The sequence below is a fragment of the Sphingobium scionense genome (assembly GCF_014197035.1).
Lineage (GTDB): Bacteria > Pseudomonadota > Alphaproteobacteria > Sphingomonadales > Sphingomonadaceae > Sphingobium > Sphingobium scionense.
Window position 1 is genome coordinate 1 of record NZ_JACIEU010000010.1, and the last position, 15,891, is coordinate 15,891.

At 65.6% G+C, this 15,891-nt stretch carries 13 protein-coding genes; 4 read left to right on the forward strand and 9 right to left on the reverse strand.

Annotated elements, in window-relative coordinates; genetic code table 11:
- The first annotated feature begins 78 nt into the window (after window positions 1-78).
- Genes GGQ90_RS12930 through GGQ90_RS12940 form a run of 3 tightly spaced genes read left to right on the forward strand, consistent with a single transcriptional unit; the run spans window position 79 to window position 2,425 of the window.
- Window positions 79-828, forward strand: a complete 750-nt coding sequence (locus tag GGQ90_RS12930; RefSeq protein ID WP_281391437.1) for a 3'(2'),5'-bisphosphate nucleotidase CysQ — start codon at window positions 79-81, stop codon at window positions 826-828.
- 21 nt (window positions 829-849) lie between these two features.
- Window positions 850-2,013, forward strand: a complete 1,164-nt coding sequence (locus tag GGQ90_RS12935) for a sulfotransferase family protein (RefSeq protein WP_188082517.1) — start codon at window positions 850-852, stop codon at window positions 2,011-2,013.
- Between the two features lie 4 nt (window positions 2,014-2,017).
- Window positions 2,018-2,425, forward strand: coding sequence for a nuclear transport factor 2 family protein (locus tag GGQ90_RS12940; RefSeq protein ID WP_188082518.1), 408 nt, complete (start codon window positions 2,018-2,020; stop codon window positions 2,423-2,425).
- A 4-nt stretch (window positions 2,426-2,429) separates the two neighbouring features.
- On the opposite strand, the gene GGQ90_RS12945 is transcribed toward GGQ90_RS12940, so the two are convergent.
- From GGQ90_RS12945 to GGQ90_RS12965, 5 genes are all read right to left on the reverse strand, one after another.
- The gene (locus GGQ90_RS12945) at window positions 2,430-3,347 is read right to left on the reverse strand and encodes an SDR family NAD(P)-dependent oxidoreductase (RefSeq protein ID WP_188082519.1); all 918 of its coding nucleotides are present in this window, start codon (window positions 3,345-3,347) and stop codon (window positions 2,430-2,432) included.
- 83 nt (window positions 3,348-3,430) lie between these two features.
- On the reverse strand, window positions 3,431-4,645 hold the full coding sequence (locus GGQ90_RS12950) for a CaiB/BaiF CoA transferase family protein (RefSeq protein WP_188082520.1): 1,215 nt from the start codon (window positions 4,643-4,645) through the stop codon (window positions 3,431-3,433).
- A gap of 2 nt (window positions 4,646-4,647) precedes the next feature.
- Entirely contained in the window at window positions 4,648-5,715 is a 1,068-nt protein-coding gene (locus tag GGQ90_RS12955; protein ID WP_188082693.1) for an alpha/beta hydrolase, read from the reverse strand.
- Between the two features lie 152 nt (window positions 5,716-5,867).
- Window positions 5,868-7,016: an FAS1-like dehydratase domain-containing protein gene (locus GGQ90_RS12960; RefSeq protein ID WP_188082521.1), complete on the reverse strand. Its 1,149-nt coding sequence runs from the start codon at window positions 7,014-7,016 to the stop codon at window positions 5,868-5,870.
- A gap of 17 nt (window positions 7,017-7,033) precedes the next feature.
- On the reverse strand, window positions 7,034-8,602 hold the full coding sequence (locus GGQ90_RS12965; RefSeq protein ID WP_380766851.1) for an acetate--CoA ligase: 1,569 nt from the start codon (window positions 8,600-8,602) through the stop codon (window positions 7,034-7,036).
- A gap of 155 nt (window positions 8,603-8,757) precedes the next feature.
- On the opposite strand from GGQ90_RS12965, the gene GGQ90_RS12970 reads away from it, so the two are divergent.
- Window positions 8,758-9,591 (forward strand): IclR family transcriptional regulator, encoded by an 834-nt coding sequence (locus GGQ90_RS12970; protein WP_188082523.1) that lies wholly within the window; start codon window positions 8,758-8,760, stop codon window positions 9,589-9,591.
- On the opposite strand, the gene GGQ90_RS12975 is transcribed toward GGQ90_RS12970, so the two are convergent.
- The 4 genes from GGQ90_RS12975 to GGQ90_RS12990 all read right to left on the reverse strand — a co-directional run bounded on the left by GGQ90_RS12975 (window position 9,577) and on the right by GGQ90_RS12990 (window position 15,824).
- Window positions 9,577-11,175 carry an SMP-30/gluconolactonase/LRE family protein gene (locus GGQ90_RS12975; protein ID WP_188082524.1) on the reverse strand — a complete coding sequence of 533 codons (1,599 nt, stop codon included), beginning with the start codon at window positions 11,173-11,175 and terminating at the stop codon, window positions 9,577-9,579. The genes GGQ90_RS12970 and GGQ90_RS12975 overlap by 15 nt on opposite strands.
- A 1-nt stretch (window position 11,176) precedes the next feature.
- Entirely contained in the window at window positions 11,177-12,592 is a 1,416-nt protein-coding gene (locus tag GGQ90_RS12980) for an aldehyde dehydrogenase family protein (protein ID WP_188082525.1), read from the reverse strand.
- Between the two features lie 74 nt (window positions 12,593-12,666).
- Window positions 12,667-14,451, reverse strand: a complete 1,785-nt coding sequence (locus GGQ90_RS12985; protein ID WP_188082526.1) for a thiamine pyrophosphate-binding protein — start codon at window positions 14,449-14,451, stop codon at window positions 12,667-12,669.
- Window positions 14,448-15,824: an aromatic ring-hydroxylating oxygenase subunit alpha gene (locus tag GGQ90_RS12990; RefSeq protein ID WP_188082527.1), complete on the reverse strand. Its 1,377-nt coding sequence runs from the start codon at window positions 15,822-15,824 to the stop codon at window positions 14,448-14,450. Before GGQ90_RS12990 ends, GGQ90_RS12985 begins: the two co-directional genes overlap by 4 nt.
- Window positions 15,825-15,891: the final 67 nt, after the last annotated feature.

A 15,891-nucleotide genomic window follows, 5' to 3' on the forward strand; every position in this document is an offset into this window, starting at 1 on the left:
CAACACCGTCGAGATGACCCCGGAGGAAGCCGCCGAGCATATCATCCGCAAGATCATGCCGCTCAAATGAGCAACGTCATGACAGACGCGGACCTGGCCGCCCATCTTGCGCAGACTGCCGGCCGCCTGCTGCTGGAGGTCCGTGCCTCGGGCCTGTTCAGCGCCAAGGCGCTCGGCAAGGCCGGCGACCAGACCGCCAACCAGTTCCTGGTCCATGCGCTCCAGGAACAGCGGGCCGAGGACGGCCTGCTCTCCGAGGAAATGGCCTGTGACGGCGCGCGGCTCCAGCACAGCCGGGTGTGGATCGTCGATCCGGTCGACGGCACCCGCGAATATGGCGAGGAACGCGCCGACTGGGCTGTCCATGTCGGCCTTGCCATCGACGGCGTGCCGACCATCGGCGCGGTTGCGCTGCCGGGCCATGAAGACGGCATCGTCTTGCGCACCGACCAGCCGCGCGCAATCCCGCCCGCGCCCGACAAGCTCCGCATGGTCGTATCCCGCACCCGCCCCGCCCCACAGGCGGTCGCGGTCGCCGAGGCGCTGGGCGCCGAACTGGTCCCCATGGGATCGGCCGGTGCAAAGGCCATGGCCGTGATCCTGGGACAGGCCGACATCTATCTCCATGCCGGCGGCCAATATGAATGGGACAGCTGTGCCCCCGCCGCCGTCGCCATCGCTCACGGCCTCCATGCCTCCCGCATCGACGGATCGCCGCTCATCTACAACCAGCCAGACACATACATGCCCGACCTCCTCATCTGTCGCCACGAACATGCCGACATCGTGCTGGGGGCCTTGGCCGAGATCGCGGCGCAGGCCGCCTGAAAAACAGAAGGGAAGAGGATCATGACCACCGACACCATCGGCCTCGACGCCGACGCCCTGGTCGCCGCCGCGCGCGAACAGACCGGCCTTACCGACCTGGGCGACGACGCCATATTGGAAGGGCTGGACGTGCTGGTCGACGCGATCAACCGCGAGGCCAAGCTGACCGAGGCGGCGCAGGGCCGCTGGGCGCAGCAGCTGACCGCAACGCTCGCCAACCGCCTGCAGGTCGAGGACTGGCTCGCCCGCCATCCAGACCTGCTCGACGCCCCGGTCGAGAAGCCGATGTTCGTCTTCGGCCTGCCGCGCACCGGCACGACCTTGACGATCAACCTGCTGAACGCCGATCCCGCCCGCCGGTCCTTCCTGCGCTGGGAGGCGTTCAATTCGGCGCCGCCCGCCGCCGCCGGCACGCTCAGCAGCGATCCGCGCTATGTCGCGGAACAGGCGCGGCTGGACATGTCGCTCAAATATGCGCCGCATATCTCGGCCATCCATCATGAGGATGCCGACAGCCCGACCGAGTGCCAGTTCGCGATGGCGCCGTCCTTCTGCGCCCAATATTATGACTCGGTGCTGCATGTGCCGAGCTATCAGAAATGGCTGTTCGCCACGAGCTACCTGCCTGCTTTCCGCTATCACAAGCGGCTGCTGCAATTGCTGCAGGCGGAAAATGGCGGTCGCTGGACGCTGAAAAATCCCTGGCATCCGCTGTTCCTGGAAGATCTGACCACCGTCTATCCCGATGCCCAGCTGGTGATGACCCATCGCGATCCGGCCGATGTCGTCGGCTCGGCCTGCAGCCTCGTGTATCAGGTGCGCAAGATGTTCAGCGCCGATGTCGATCCGGTCGAGGTCGGCCGATCGCAGCTGCGCACTTTCGACCTGATGATCGAGCGGATGCTGGCCTATCGCGCCAAGCATGGCCAGGATGCGATCCACGACATCCAGTATGACGACCAGCTGCGCGACCCGATCGGCGAAATGCGCAAGCTCTATGCCCGGTTTGACGCGCCCCTCACTGCAGAGGCCGAGGCCGGTATGAACGCCATGCTGGCCGCCAATCCGCAGGGCAAACATGGCAAGCACAGCTATGACCTGGCCGATTATGGCCTGGATCGCGCGCAAATCCACGCCCATTTCAAGGACTATACCGACCGTTTCTCGATCCCGACCAAGGCCTGACCTCATGACGCAGGCGCATCACGACCTCGCCCGCCGCTTCTTCGCCGCCCTGTCGGCGGCGGCGCTGCCAGACGAGTTGCTGACCGAGGACATGACCGCCTGGACGACGACAGGGGGCGTCGATGCGCCCGCCGCCGCCTATCAGCGCGGCGTGGCGATGCTGGGGTCGCTTTTCCAGGGCGGGCTGACCTTCACCGTCGATTCACTGACGGCGCAAGAGGATCGGGTGGCGGCCGAGGTGCGGTCGGCGGGTATGCTTGTGAATGGCGAGCCCTTCGCCAATCGCTATGTCTTCCTGCTGCGCATCCGCGACGACCGGATCGCGTCGGTCGCCGAGCATTTCAACCCGGCACCGGTGGAAGCCCAGATCAAGCCGCTGATCCAGGCGATGATGGCGGCGAAACAGGGCTGAACGATCAGTCCTGTTTCGCGCCTTCGCTGGCCATCGCGAAACTGTAGCGCAGATGGTCGAGATGACCCGTCGGCACAGGCGGGAACAGCAGCGCGCCTTGCGCGTCGCGTATCCCCTCGAGCCGATCGGCGATCTGCTCGATCGTCCAGTCGGGCTGGAAGACGCCGACCGTTTCCATCGTGTAGGCGCGCGCAACCCGGCCGGCCATGGCGATCAGCATTTCACCACTGACCGCGCAATCCTGATGCGCCAGATAGCCGACGGCCGGCGCGACCAGTTCCGGGTCCATCGGCGGGTAGGCGCTGGTGTCGAGCCCCTCGGCCATGCGGGTGACGGCGCCCGGCAGGATGATGTTGCTCTTCACGCCATGGGTTGCGCCTTCGATCGCGGCGACGTTGGACAGGCCGATCATCCCCGCCTTGGCGACGCTGTAATTGACCACGCCGGCATTGCCATAAAGGCCGTTGATCGATCCGGTCAGGACGATGCGGCCATAGTTCGCTGCGCACATATGCGGGAAGGCGGCGCGCACGACATGGAAGGCGCCGCGCAGATGAACGTCGAGCACCGTCTCGAAATCAGCATAGCTTAGCTCCGCCAGACCGCCGCGCCGGACGATGCCGGCATTGTGGATAACTATGTCGATGCTGCCGAAATGATCGCGCGCCAGATCGATCATCGCCTGCCCGCCTTCGGGCGTGGCGACGCTGTCGGTCGAGGCAATCGCCTGGCCGCCGGCAGCGCGGATTTCGTCGACCACCGACTGGGCCGGGCCGGCATCGGTCCCCTCGCCCTGCACGCTGACGCCGGGATCATTGACCACTACCTTGGCCCCGCGCGCCGCCAGCAGCAGCGCATAGGCCCGGCCGAGGCCACGCCCCGCCCCGGTGATCAGGGCGACGCGGTCGTCAAATCGCAGCATGATGGTCTCTCTCCCGGATAGTGATTGGCGGGGAGCTTAGCGGTGCGTGCCTCATCTCCCCAAGCGGGAGGGGAAATGATCGCTCAGGCGACGATGCCGGCGTCCCGCAGTCGGGCGATGGTCTGCGCATCCATCCCGAGAAGGTCTGCCAGCACCATATCGCTATGCTCGCCCAGCACCGGCGGCGCGCTCGGCACCGGCTGCTCCGCACCGGGAAAGCGGAAGGGGCGGTTGACGATCGGAATTATGCCCAGCGTCTTGTGCTCGGTTTCCACCACCATGTTACGGGCCAGCGTCTGCGGCTGCGCCAGTGCCTCGCTGATGGTCAGGATCGGTGCGTGGGGCACCTGATGCGCGGCGAACAGGTCGGCGAGGTCGGCGACGGTGCGGGCCTGTGTCACCGCCGACAGCAAGGCATTCACCTCCGCCCGCCGCTCCCGCCTCTTGTCGAGCATGTCGTAGCGCGGATCGTCGGCCAGCGCGTCCAGCCCCAGCGCGACGCAGATCTTGCCCCAGAAATGATTGGTGAGGCAGGCGATGACGATCGATCCGTCGCTGGCCGGGAAGACGCCATAGGGGACCAGATTGGGATGCTGCGATCCCTGTGGCACCGGGTCCTGTCCGGTAAAGAAGCTGAGTTGCGCCAGATAGCCGAGCAGGCCGATCATCCCGTCCATCAGGCTGATGTCGATCAGCCGGCCGCGCCCGGTGGCATGGCGCTCATGCAGGGCGGCAAGGATCGCGATCGGCCCGTTGATGCCGCCGACCAGATCGCCCAACGGAATGCCGAGCTTGGTCGGCAGCCCACCCGGCTCGCCATTGACGCTGAGCGCACCGGACATGGCCTGCAGCACGATGTCGAAGGACGGCCGGTCCTTGAGCGGCCCGGTCATGCCGAAGCCGGAAATGGCGCAGTAGATGAGGCCGGGGTTGATCGCCGACAGCGCGTCATAGCCAAGGCCTAGCCGATCCATCACGCCGGGCCGGTAATTTTCGATGACGATGTCGGACTTCGTCGCCAGGTCGCGCGCGACCGCCAGCCCCTCGGGCGCCTTGAGGTCGAGCACGATGCTCTTCTTGCCGCGATTGACGCTGAGGAAATAATGACTCTCGCCCTGGCGCAGCGGCGGGAAGCTGCGAGTATCATCGCCGCTGCCGGGCGGCTCCACCTTGATGACCTCTGCGCCGAGGTCGGCAAGCGCCAGTGCAGCCGAGGGACCGGCCAGGACGCGGGTGAAATCCAGCACCCGCACCCCGGCCAGCGGCCCCGCCCAATCGCTGCGCACATCGTCCGCCATGCCTATTTCAGATGCTCCCTGAAGAAGGCAATGCTGGCCGCGTGGGCATCGCGCGCTTCGGGCAGGTCCGCCATGTAGGAATAGCAATGGCCCATGGCTTCGCCGACGATCAGGGTCGATCGGCGTCCGGCCTTGAGCAATTGGCTGTTGGTGTAGACTGCAGGGCTCATGTCCATCGCCCGGGTGCCGGTAATCAGCAGGGTCGGCGGAAAATGCGCGAGGACGTCCGGATGCAGCGCCGGCGAGATGATCGCGTCGCCCATGTCGGCCGCCTTGAAATAGCCGCGCGTCATATCGATCGCCGCTTCGCCGGGACGGGCAGGCGCCGGAAAGCTGCCATCGATGGCGGCCGCGATCCAGGCGGAATCACCGCTTTCCATCCGCACCGCACCAGCGCCGAAAATGCCGATCGCCCCCGCCTGAGGCAGGTGATGCGCCGGCAGCCAGGCAGCCAGTTGCGCGGTCAGCGCTCCGCCGGCGGAACAGCCGAAGACGCCGATCCGCTGCGGCCGATAATGTTTCAACAGCGCCGCATAGACGCTGGCAGCGTCCTCCACACCGGCGGGATGGGCCTGCTCGGGCGCCATGCGATAATTGACCGACACCACTTTGTAGCCGCCGAGCGCCGCAATCGGCGCGGATTCAAGGACCGAGCAACTATCCCAACACATGGTGAAGGCACCACCGTGCAGATTGATCAGCACGCGCGCGGGATCGGCCTTTGCCCCCTTGGGCGTGAAGATCCGCACCGGCACACCGGCGATCACATCCTCGGCGATATCCACCGGATAACGGGTGCGCATCGCCTGCACCTGCGGAGCCATCATCGCGTCGAGCTGGGCGCGACGGGCGGCGATATCGGGTTCTTGCTGCCGTGGCGGCGCCGCCGGGCGCACACCGCGCTGGCGCTGCATCGCCCGCGCTTCCTCGCTGGCCAATTCCGACGGCGGCAGGTCGAAGGCGGGAACCTGAACCGTGCCGTCCGGCGTGAAGCGCGGCTGGGCCTGCTCGGCGTGGGTGGCAGCGGCAGACAGAGCCAACAAGCTGGCCAGGCAAAAGCGAGCGCGCATCACGGTTCCTCTCCCTATCATGTCCGGAAATGATTGGGGCGGGCGGCGGGGCGGTCAATCGCCGCCACGCCACCCGCCCCAATCATCGCTCAGGCGACAGGCCGTTCCCTCCTATCCTCCCCAGGGGGAAGGAACGGCCCGCCGCGCCCGGATCAGGCCGGGCGGCTGGGCAGTTCGGCGATCGAGGTGCCGAAGGCCGAGATTTCGCCGCGATGGGTTTCCGCGCGCTGCTGGATCTCGACATATTTCTTGCCGTTCTCCTCGAACTTGCGGATCACGCTGCCGTCGATGAAGATCACGTCGCCATCGGGATTATGACGGCGGATCTGGCACTTGCTCTTGTGCAGGAAGCCATCGTCGCCGATCCAGTTGGTAACCTGATGGGTCAGCCAGCTGCAGCGTTCCGGACCATAGTCATAGGCGCCCGGCGCGCCGACTTCGAGCGCGAACGCCTCGTCCCAATGGACGCGTTCCGGGCAGTCGGGCACGTTGAAACGGTTCTTGATGCCGGTGCCGGGATGCTTCTGCTGCATCTTCCACGCCAGCTTGTTGGCGCGGATATAGAGCCCGCCCCAGCCCTGCGCGTAGCAGATGAAGCCGGTGACGGTCATCGGCCCCTTCATCATGCGCGGCAGTTCGTCACCGACCTGCACATCTTCCCAGTAACGAGGGGTGGCGCCGCGAATTTCTTCCTTCTCGTACAGCTTGTACATCTCGGCCAGCTGTTCGTCGGTGAAGGGCTCCACGCGGCCACGGGCTTCGGTATATTTGGTGCCGCGTTCGCGCGCTTCATCGCGGTCGGTGCGGAACACCCAGCTGTCGCCTTCGGCGACCTTGTCGCCCGACTGGTTGAAGAAATCGACATGGTAGATTTGCTGGAAGCTGCGGCCGGCAAACTTGGTCTGATGCTCGACCAGATCCTTCAAATAGGCTTCGGTGCGGATCGTGTCGTTGCGCAGCACGGGCTTGTGCCAGGTCCAGTCGGCGCCCGCCCACATGGCATGGACGCCCGACAGGCCACCGCAATAGCCCGAAATGATACGGCTGGTGGTGAAGAGGAAGCTCGGCAGCGCAACCAGCGAACCATGCTTGGTCTTTTCGGCATAGGCCGGATCGCACCACAGCGGATTATCGTCACCGATGCCATGGGCATAATGGCGGATCGCGTCGCGCGTGGCTTCGTAGTTCCAGGGTTCGACGGTATTCTCGATCTTGACGCCGATGCGCTTGCGCAGGTCGTCCAGCCCCTCCTCGGTGATCTTGGGGAATTTGTTCACGGGCGCGTCGGCCAATGTTGCCATCTCTCTTCTCCTGATATTCAGTTGGCGAGTTCGACCGCCTTGGCGGCCTCACGGTCTCTCAAAATCTTGCGGTGAACCTTGCCGGCCGGCGTCTTGGGCAGGTCGGTCACGAATTCGACGATGCGCGGGAATTCATGCTGGGCGAGCTTCTCGCGGGTGAAGTCCTGCAACTCGCGGACGAGCGCGTCGCTGCCGTCGCGATTGAGGATGATGAAGGCCTTCACCACCTGGCCGCGCTTGTCGTCGGGCACGCCGATCACCGCGCATTCCAGCACCGCCTCATGCTTGAGCAGCGTATTCTCGATCTCGACTGCGCTCATCGTCCAGCCGGCCGAGATGATGACGTCGTCGGCACGGCCGCAATGGTAGAAATAGCCGTCGGCATCGATCTTCGCCCGGTCCTTGGTGGTTTCCCACCGGTCGCGGCGCCACAGCATCAACTCGCCAATCTCGCCGGGATCGCAGGCGCTGCCCTCGGGGCGCTGCACTTCCAGCCTCTGGCCCGGCACCGCCTTGCCCAGCGAACCCGGCTTCACCATGAAATCCTGCGCGCCGGGATAGTTGACCAGCACCACGCCGATCTCGGTCGTGCCGTACATGGAGCAGGCCGGCACCTTGAAATGGGCGTCGATAAACTCCAGCGTGGCCGGGTCGATCGGCTCGCCGGTGTAGGACAGCTTGTCGAAATGGAAGGCGAAGTCGGCGGCCCGGCCGCTATTCTTCATCATCCGATAATGGGTCGCGGCGGCCGACATGTTGGTGATCTTGTGATCCGACAGCGCCTGCATCAGCCGTACCGGATCGAAGCGGCCGGCAAAGGTGCCGGTGGTCACGCCGAGGCCCAGCGGCGCCAGCGTGCCATGCCACAGGCCATGGCCCCAGGCCGGCGAGGAGGGGCAGAAAAACTCGTCGCCCGGCCGGATGCCGGTGCCGTAGAGGGCGGCGAACATCAAGGTCACCAGCGCGCGATGACTGTGCTTCACCGCCTCGGGCAGTTCGCGAGTGGTGCCCGACGTATATTGGAAGACAGCCAGGTCATTGGCCTTGGTCTTCGGGCTGTAGGTTGCCGGGAAGCGGGCGAGATCGGCCAGCAATGCGTCGTCGGCGACGATCACGCGAGGCCCGTCCATGCTGCGCGCGAGGTCCGCCTTTTCAGCATTGGTGATGAGGATGGCCGGCTTGCAATCATCCACCCGCAGCCGCAGCGCATCCGGGCCGAACAGGGTGAAGAGCGGCACCGAAATCGCGCCGGTCTGCATCGCTCCGAACAGGCAGACATAGAAGGGCAGCGAAGGCTCCAGCATGAAGGCGATGCGCTCGCCCGGCTGAACGCCCTCGGCATCGAGCCAATGGGCAAAGCGCGCAGCCCCCGCCGCGATCAGGTCAAAACTGAGGATTTCATCTCGACCATCGGAATGGGCGATGCGTACGGCGGCGCGGCCCGATCCATCGGCATGACGGGTGATGCATTCATGGGCGATGTTCAGTTCGTCGCGGTCGCCATCGAACAGATCCCACAGCGCGGCGGAGGTCGCATGCGCCTGTGCATCGGCATAGCTGCGATAGTCGGTTAGCTTCGCCATCATCCCATCCCATCGGTCCGGCATTCAACCGGGCGAACGGGTCGAAATCCCGTCGCTGCTTGCAAAAAGCGATGTCACAGCGACTCATTTGTTGTAAATAGTGAATGATGTTTTATATTTCGAATGACAGGCCATCGGTGTCGCGATAGGGTGAGGCCATGACCGACAGCCGCACCACGCCCCGCCCGCCCTCCACCGTCCGCAAGGTCGCCAAGGCCGTGCAGGAGAGCAAGGCGCCCGCCATCGCCCGCGCCGCCGCGATCCTGCGCCTGCTGGGCAAGAGCGACCGGCCGCTCGGCGTGCAGGCGATCGCCAAGGAACTGGGGCTGGTGCCCAGCACCTGCCTCTATGTGCTGCGCGCATTGGTGGAGGAGGAACTGGTCGCTTTCGACCCCGACACCAAACGCTATGCGCTGCAGGCCGGCGTGCTGACGCTGGCGCGCAACTGGCTGCGCCGCGACGCCTTCAACGACCTTGCCCAGCCGGCGCTGGATCGGCTGGCACAGCGCTTTGGCCTTACCATGCTGGGGGTGCAGGCGGTGGGCCTCGACCATATGATCGTCGTCGCCATGGCGCAGTCGGGCAGCGGCTTTCAGCTGAGCGCCCAGGTCGGCAGCCGGTTTCCCGCCCTCATCAGCGCCACCGGCCGCTGCATCGCCGCCTTTGGCGATTATGGCGAGAAGGAGCTGAAGGCGCGGTTCGACACGCTGCGCTGGGACGATCCGCCGCCCTTCGCCGACTGGATGGAGCAACTGCGCCAGACCCGCGCGCAGGGCTTCGCGGTGGATGAGGGCCAATATATTGCCGGCGTCACCGTCGTCTCCGCGCCCGTATGGAAAGGCGCGAGCCGCCCGGTCCATGCGCTGGTGGCGATCGGCATTGGCGCCGCGCTGCAACGCGAGGGGCTGGGCGCATTGCAACAGGCGCTGGTCGAGGCGGCGGACGCGCTCAGCCACCAGTTGAGCGGCGAGCGGCCCCTACCGGCGGCGTAGCGCCAGCACGCTCCCCTCGGCGTCGCCCGACACATAGAGCGTGCCGTCCGATCCCGCCGTCACATCGGCGAAATTGATCATCGGCCCGGCCATGTCGCCGATCGGCCCCAGGAACTTGGGCGTCACGCCAGCCGGCGCCCCCACCGGCAGGGCGCTGGCGATCGTCGCGCGCGCGCCGCCCGACAGGTCGGTGGCGACCAATGTCTTGGTCCGCGTATCAACGACGAACAATTGTCCGTCGTGGATCGCAAGCCCTTCCGGCCGATCCAGCCCGTCGAGGATCGTCTCGCTGCGGCCGCCCGCGATGCGCACCACGCGCCCCGCCCCGGCCTCGGCGACATAGACTGTCCCGTCCGGCGCCAGCGCCACGCCCATCGGCTGGTCGAGGCCGGTGGCCAGTTCGCCGACCGCGCCAGCTTCGATAGAGAGCAGCCGGCCGGTGCCATATTCGGCAACGACCACCGCGCCGTCGGGCGCGACCGCCACGCCCATCAACTGGTCGAGGCCGGTGGCGAGGAAATCGCTTTCCCCCTGTCCCGGCCGATAGCGCGCCACTGCGCCCAGACCGGTGCTGATGATCCACTCCCCTGCCTGCGCGCCGGCGGCAACGCCGCGCATATAGCCGGGACAACCGGGATAGAAGATCATGCCGGCCAGGGTCAGCGCCTCGCCGGCCCGCAGCGTGTAACCGAAAGTGCCGTCGGCGACGAACAGCGCGCCGTCCGCGCCCATGGCGAGGCCCAGCGGCCATTGCAGTGCGCGGGGCACCACGGAACGGACTTTGCCATCGCCCAGCAATTCGGTAATCTCGCCCGGAATGCTCGACACGAATATGCGGTCGCCAATGAAGCTGACATTGTCGAGACCGGGTCCGAGATCAGCCAGCACCTCGCGCGTGCCGCTCACCAGGTCGAGCCGCAACACCTGGCCGCTTGCTACCTGGGTCGTGACGATCCGCCCCTTGCTGTCGAACTTGACCGAATCCGGCACGCCCAGATCGCCGGCCACCACTTCGGGTGCGCCGCCATTCAGGTCTACCCGCCAAATCTCGTTGGCGCCCATCACCGGGAAATAGAGCTTGCCGTCCGGCCCGACCTGAAAGGCGTTGGCCATCGGAATATTGTCGAGGATGATGCGCGGTTCGCCGCCATCCAGGTCCAGCTCCATGATCCGCGCGCCGATGCGGCATTCGCCCGCGATCAGCCGGCCTTGATGCCAGGTGATCGGGTTGGCGACCGGAATGTCGCCGCGTATCACGCGGACATCCCCCGACGGCGTGCGCATCGCGACCCGCCCCTCGGTAATCTCGGTCAGATAGAGGTTGCCGGCGTCGTCGAACACCAGATCGTCGGGGGCGACGATGGCGCCGCCCATCGCGCTGATCGTCTCGATCGCGCCGCTGTCGACATCGATCGCGCTGACCTGGCTGCCGCCGACCTGCGCCACATAAAGTCGGCCGTCCGGCCCGGTCGCCAGGCCATTGGCGCCGTGCAGGCGGCTGGGCGGGGTCAGCCGCGCGAGGGACCAGCCCTCGGCAGCGACCGCAGCACTGGCGGCGCCATAGCGCCCGGACTGGACCGCCATCTCAGGCGTAGCCCAGCAGCGACTTCACTTCGAGATATTCGAGGAAGCCATGCTCGCCCCATTCCCGGCCATTGCCACTGCGCTTGTAACCGCCAAAGGGCGCATGGAAATCGAACCCGCCATTGATGCTTATCCAGCCGGTCCGCATCCGCCGGGCAACCGCGCGGCACTGGTCGACATCGGTGCCGCTCACATAGCCAGCCAGGCCGAAATTGCTGTCATTGGCGATGTCGACCGCATGGTCGATATCGTCATAGCCGATGATGACCAGAACGGGACCGAATATCTCCTCGCGCGCGATCACCATGTCGTTGGTGCCCACGAACACGGTCGGCTTGACGAACCAGCCCTTGTCGATCCCATCCGGGCGACCGGCGCCACCGGCGATCAGGGTCGCGCCCTCGTCCAGGCCCTTCTGGATATAGTCCTGGATGATATTATACTGGCTCTTCGACACCACCGGACCCATGGCGACATTGCCGGTCGGATCGCCAACCGTGACCGCTTCCGCCGCCGTCTTGGCTGCGGCCACCACTTCATCCATGCGTGCGGCCGGCACCAGCAGACGCGATCCCGCGCTGCAGGTCTGGCCCGAATTGCCCATCATGCCGCCGGTCGCGCCCGCGACATTGGCGGCCAGCGCGTCATCATCCAGCACGATGAACGCGCTCTTGCCGCCCAGTTCCAGCCCGACCCGCTTGATCGTCGTCGCGGCATCCTTCTGAATCTGGACGCCCACCGGCTCCGACCCGGTGAAGGACACCATGTCGACATCCTCGTGGGTGGAAAGCGCGGTGCCGATCACGCCGCCGCTGCCCTGGACCATGTTGAACACACCCGCCGGCACGCCCGCCGTATCGAGGATTTCGGCCAGGATCTGGGCCGAGAAGGGGGCGAGCTGTGGCGGCTTGAGGATCATGGTGCAGCCGGTCGCCAGCGCCGGGAAGATCTTCACGCAGGTCTGGTTCATCGGCCAGTTCCACGGCGTGATGAGCGCGCAGACGCCGATCGGCTCGCGCGCGATCATCGTCGCGCCATGTGGTTCGTCGAACTTGAAGTCGCGCAGCACCTCGATCGCGGTCTGCAGATGCCCCGCGCCCAGCCCGACATGGAAGCCATGGGCGAGCGAGGACGGCGCGCCCATTTCTTCGATGATCGCGTCGCCCAGTTCCGCCTGGCGCCGCGCATATTCGGCCTGGATGGCGAGCAGCAGGTCGAGCCGCTCTTCGCGCGTGGTCTGCGACCAGCCGACAAAGGCCTTGCGCGCGGCGGCCACCGCCTTGTTCACATCGGCCACGCCGCCGAGCGAAATGGTGCCGGCCACCGCCTCGGTCGCGGGGTTGATGACATCCGCGGTCTTCGGTTCGACCGGAGCAACCCACTGGCCGTCGATATAGAAGTTCCGATAGTCGCGCATGTCCTCACCCGTACAAAAGAGGGATTATCTTATAAATGGCCGGGCCGACATGACGCCGGCCCGGAGATCATTTCTTACTGGGTGCCTTCGGCGTACCAGGTACGGAATTCGGCATATTTTGGCATTTCTTCCGAATTCGCCTTGGGATCGATCACGACGTGGACGACGCCCGGCTTGCCGCTGGCATAGGCGCGCGCGATCGCGGGCTTGATGTCCTCGGCCTTGGTCACATATTCGCCGTGGCAGCCAAAGCCCTCGCCGATCTTGTCGAAGCGGACTTCCTTGCTCCAATGGGTGCCGGTTTCTTCCGTGCCCTGGCCGAAGGTGCGCTTGTAGACGCCCACTTCCAGGCCCCACTGGTTATCCACGCCGACGACGCAGACCAGAGGCAGCTTGGTGCGCACCGCCACTTCCAGTTCGGCGATATGGAACATGAAGCTGCTGTCCGACGTCAGCAACAGGCCCGGACGGCTAACGCCGGTGGCCGCCTTGTCCGCCAGCATCGCGCCGGTGGCATAGGGGATGCCGGTGCCGATATGACCGAAATTCTGGTTCCAGATGACGTCGTTCGGCTTGCACTGCGAATAGGTCCACTGGAAGATCACGCCGGCGCCGCCATCGCGGATCAGGATGCCGTCCTTGGGGAAGGCCTCGGTCGCTTCCACCGCCAGACGGGCGGGATGGATCGGCAGGTCGCCGGTGCCGTCGCTCTTGGTGCGCGATTCCGCCGCCAGTTCGTCCAGTTCCGCCTGGCCGTCCCGCATGAAGGCTTCCAGACCGGGCGCGGGTGCGCGCGGCGTGTCCTTCAGCGCCTCGACCAGCTGCGGCACGACACCGCGCAGATCGCCGACCAGCGGCACGTCGATCGGGCGGTTGACGCCGATCGCGGCGGGGTCCTGCTCGACATAGATCCACTTGCGGATCGCTTCATTCTTCATCCAGTAGCGCCATTTGCCGAAATGGACCGGCTCGCCCAGTTCGGTGCCCAGCGCCAGCACCAGATCCGATTCCGTGACCGCCTCGATCGACGCCTTGGAGAAGACATATTGGAAGGTGCGGTCTTCCAGCCCCTTGATATAGCTGGTGCCGCCCGAAGTCTGGATCACCGGGCAGTTCATCAGGTCCGCCAGTTGCTTGACCGCCGCGCCGGAGCGCGAGGTGTGGACGGCATGGCCGACCAGCAGGATCGGGTTCTTGGCGGCGCGGATCAGGTCGGCCGCTTCCTTGACCCGGTCGATGTCCGCGCCCTGATTGACCAGGCGATAGCGGTCCGGCGCCAGCGGCGCGGGCAGGTCCAGCTCTTCCAGGATGATGTGGCTGGGATATTCGATATAGACCGGGCCGGGGGTGCCGCCCATCGCCTTGCGAATGCCCTCGCGCACGACTTCGTCGGTCTGGTCGGCATATTCGATCGACGCGGCATATTTGACGCTATTCTCGAACAGCGGCATCTGCTTCACGAACTGGATGCGGCCGCGACGGACGCGCTGTTCGGTGACGCGGGCGCGCTGGCCCGACAGGAAGATGACCGGCGAATTTTCGACCAGCGCACACTGGATGGCGGGCGCCATATTGGCGATGCCCGGCCCCAGCGTGCCGATGGCGACGGCGGGCTTGCCGGTGATGCGCGACGCGGCCTCGGCCATGAAGCCGGCGGCGGCCTCATGATGGGGGGCGACCACGGTCCAGCCGCGACGCTCCGCCTCCAGGAACATGTGGACGAAATTGGGATCGGGAATGCCGAACAGCGTGTTGATGCCTTCGGCCTCGAACAGGTCCAGCATCCGCTTGTAGACCGGCGTGCCCTTCTTGTCGGTGGCATTCACGTTCACGGCGGGCTTGGGATCGTCATAGCTCATTTGAGTAACCTCGGTGCGCCCGTACCCATGTACGTGGCTAGGTTGCGGTGGAAATTGGTGATCTTGCGTTCCTGGTGGGGATTGGGCAGCGGCCCGCGGAACCCGCGCGACTTCATGCCCTTCTGCACCCATTCCATGTTCGAAAAGTCCTGGGCGAGGACAGCGCCCCAGCCTTCGGCGGTGGCCTCCGTCTCCTCCCACTCGGTCGCCGGCACTTCGCCTTCCGGGAAGCGCTCGATCGCGTAGGATTCAAAGATGCACATGTCGGGATCGTCGCCATAGGGACGGGTGCGGTAGCAAAGGGCGAAGGTGATCCCCTGCAGCACCGACATGTTGGGAAAGACGTGCCAGGCGAGGCCCGCTTCGGCCATCACCTCGGGCGGGATTTCCGGCCAGATGACGCCGCGCGCGGCATCGTCCGCCTTGGCGGATTTCAGCCAATGGGCGATGACGTCGCCGGCCGCCGTGCCTTCGGGCAGTTCGTCGACCAGCCGGCTCGCCGCATTGACCAGCGTCTCGGTCGAGGCCGCATAGTTCAACGTCTCGTAATTTTCGCGGATCAGCTCATAGGTGGAGCGGCGCGGATCATCGCCCTTGCCGGCGCGGGTGACGCTGCTGCTCTGGCTCATCTGGAACGCCGGGTCGCGCTGGTCGAAACCGCTGACGCCATGCAGGCCATAGGCCGCGCTGTATGCGTAATAATCGCCATAATCGAGCAGCTGGGTATGGGTGCCCGCGACATGATAGGGCTCCATGAAGGCTTCCAACGCGGTCTTCCAATTGGCCGGATAGACCACCCATTTGCGCCATTTGTAGCGCATCTTGTCCATCTCGAAGTGGGACAGGATACGCCCGGCATCGCCCAGGAAATCGGCCAACGGCGCGGCATCTGGATCCATATTGATCCAGATCCAGCCACCCCATGTGTCGATCTTCACGTCCGACAGGCGGGTGCATTCGGGCGTCAGCGCGCCCTGCCAGTCCTGCGGGTCGAGGATGTAGCTGTTGTTGCCCTCGGTATCGAAGGTCCAACCATGGAAGCCGCAGACGAAGCTGCGCCGGTTCTTGCCGCGCACCGAATGCACATCCTTGGGCACGTCGACCAGCTGGCGACCGCGATGCGGACAGACATTGAAGAAGGCGCGCAACGTGTCGGGCGCGGTCCGCACGATGATGATCGACTCGTCGCAAATGTCATAGGTCATCCAGTCGCCGACATCGGGCAGTTCCTCGACCCGCGCCGCCATCTGCCAGACATGGGGCCACAGCCTCTCCTTCTCCGCCAGGGCATAGTCCTTCGACAGGAATGCCTCGGTCGGATAGGTCAGCGGCTTGGCCAGCGCCTCCACATCGATATTGTCGATCTTGCTCATGGCATCCTCCTGCAACGTCCGCGTTGCCCGATGGGTACGGCCCGCGAGTCCACTCGCCGGGTCCGCA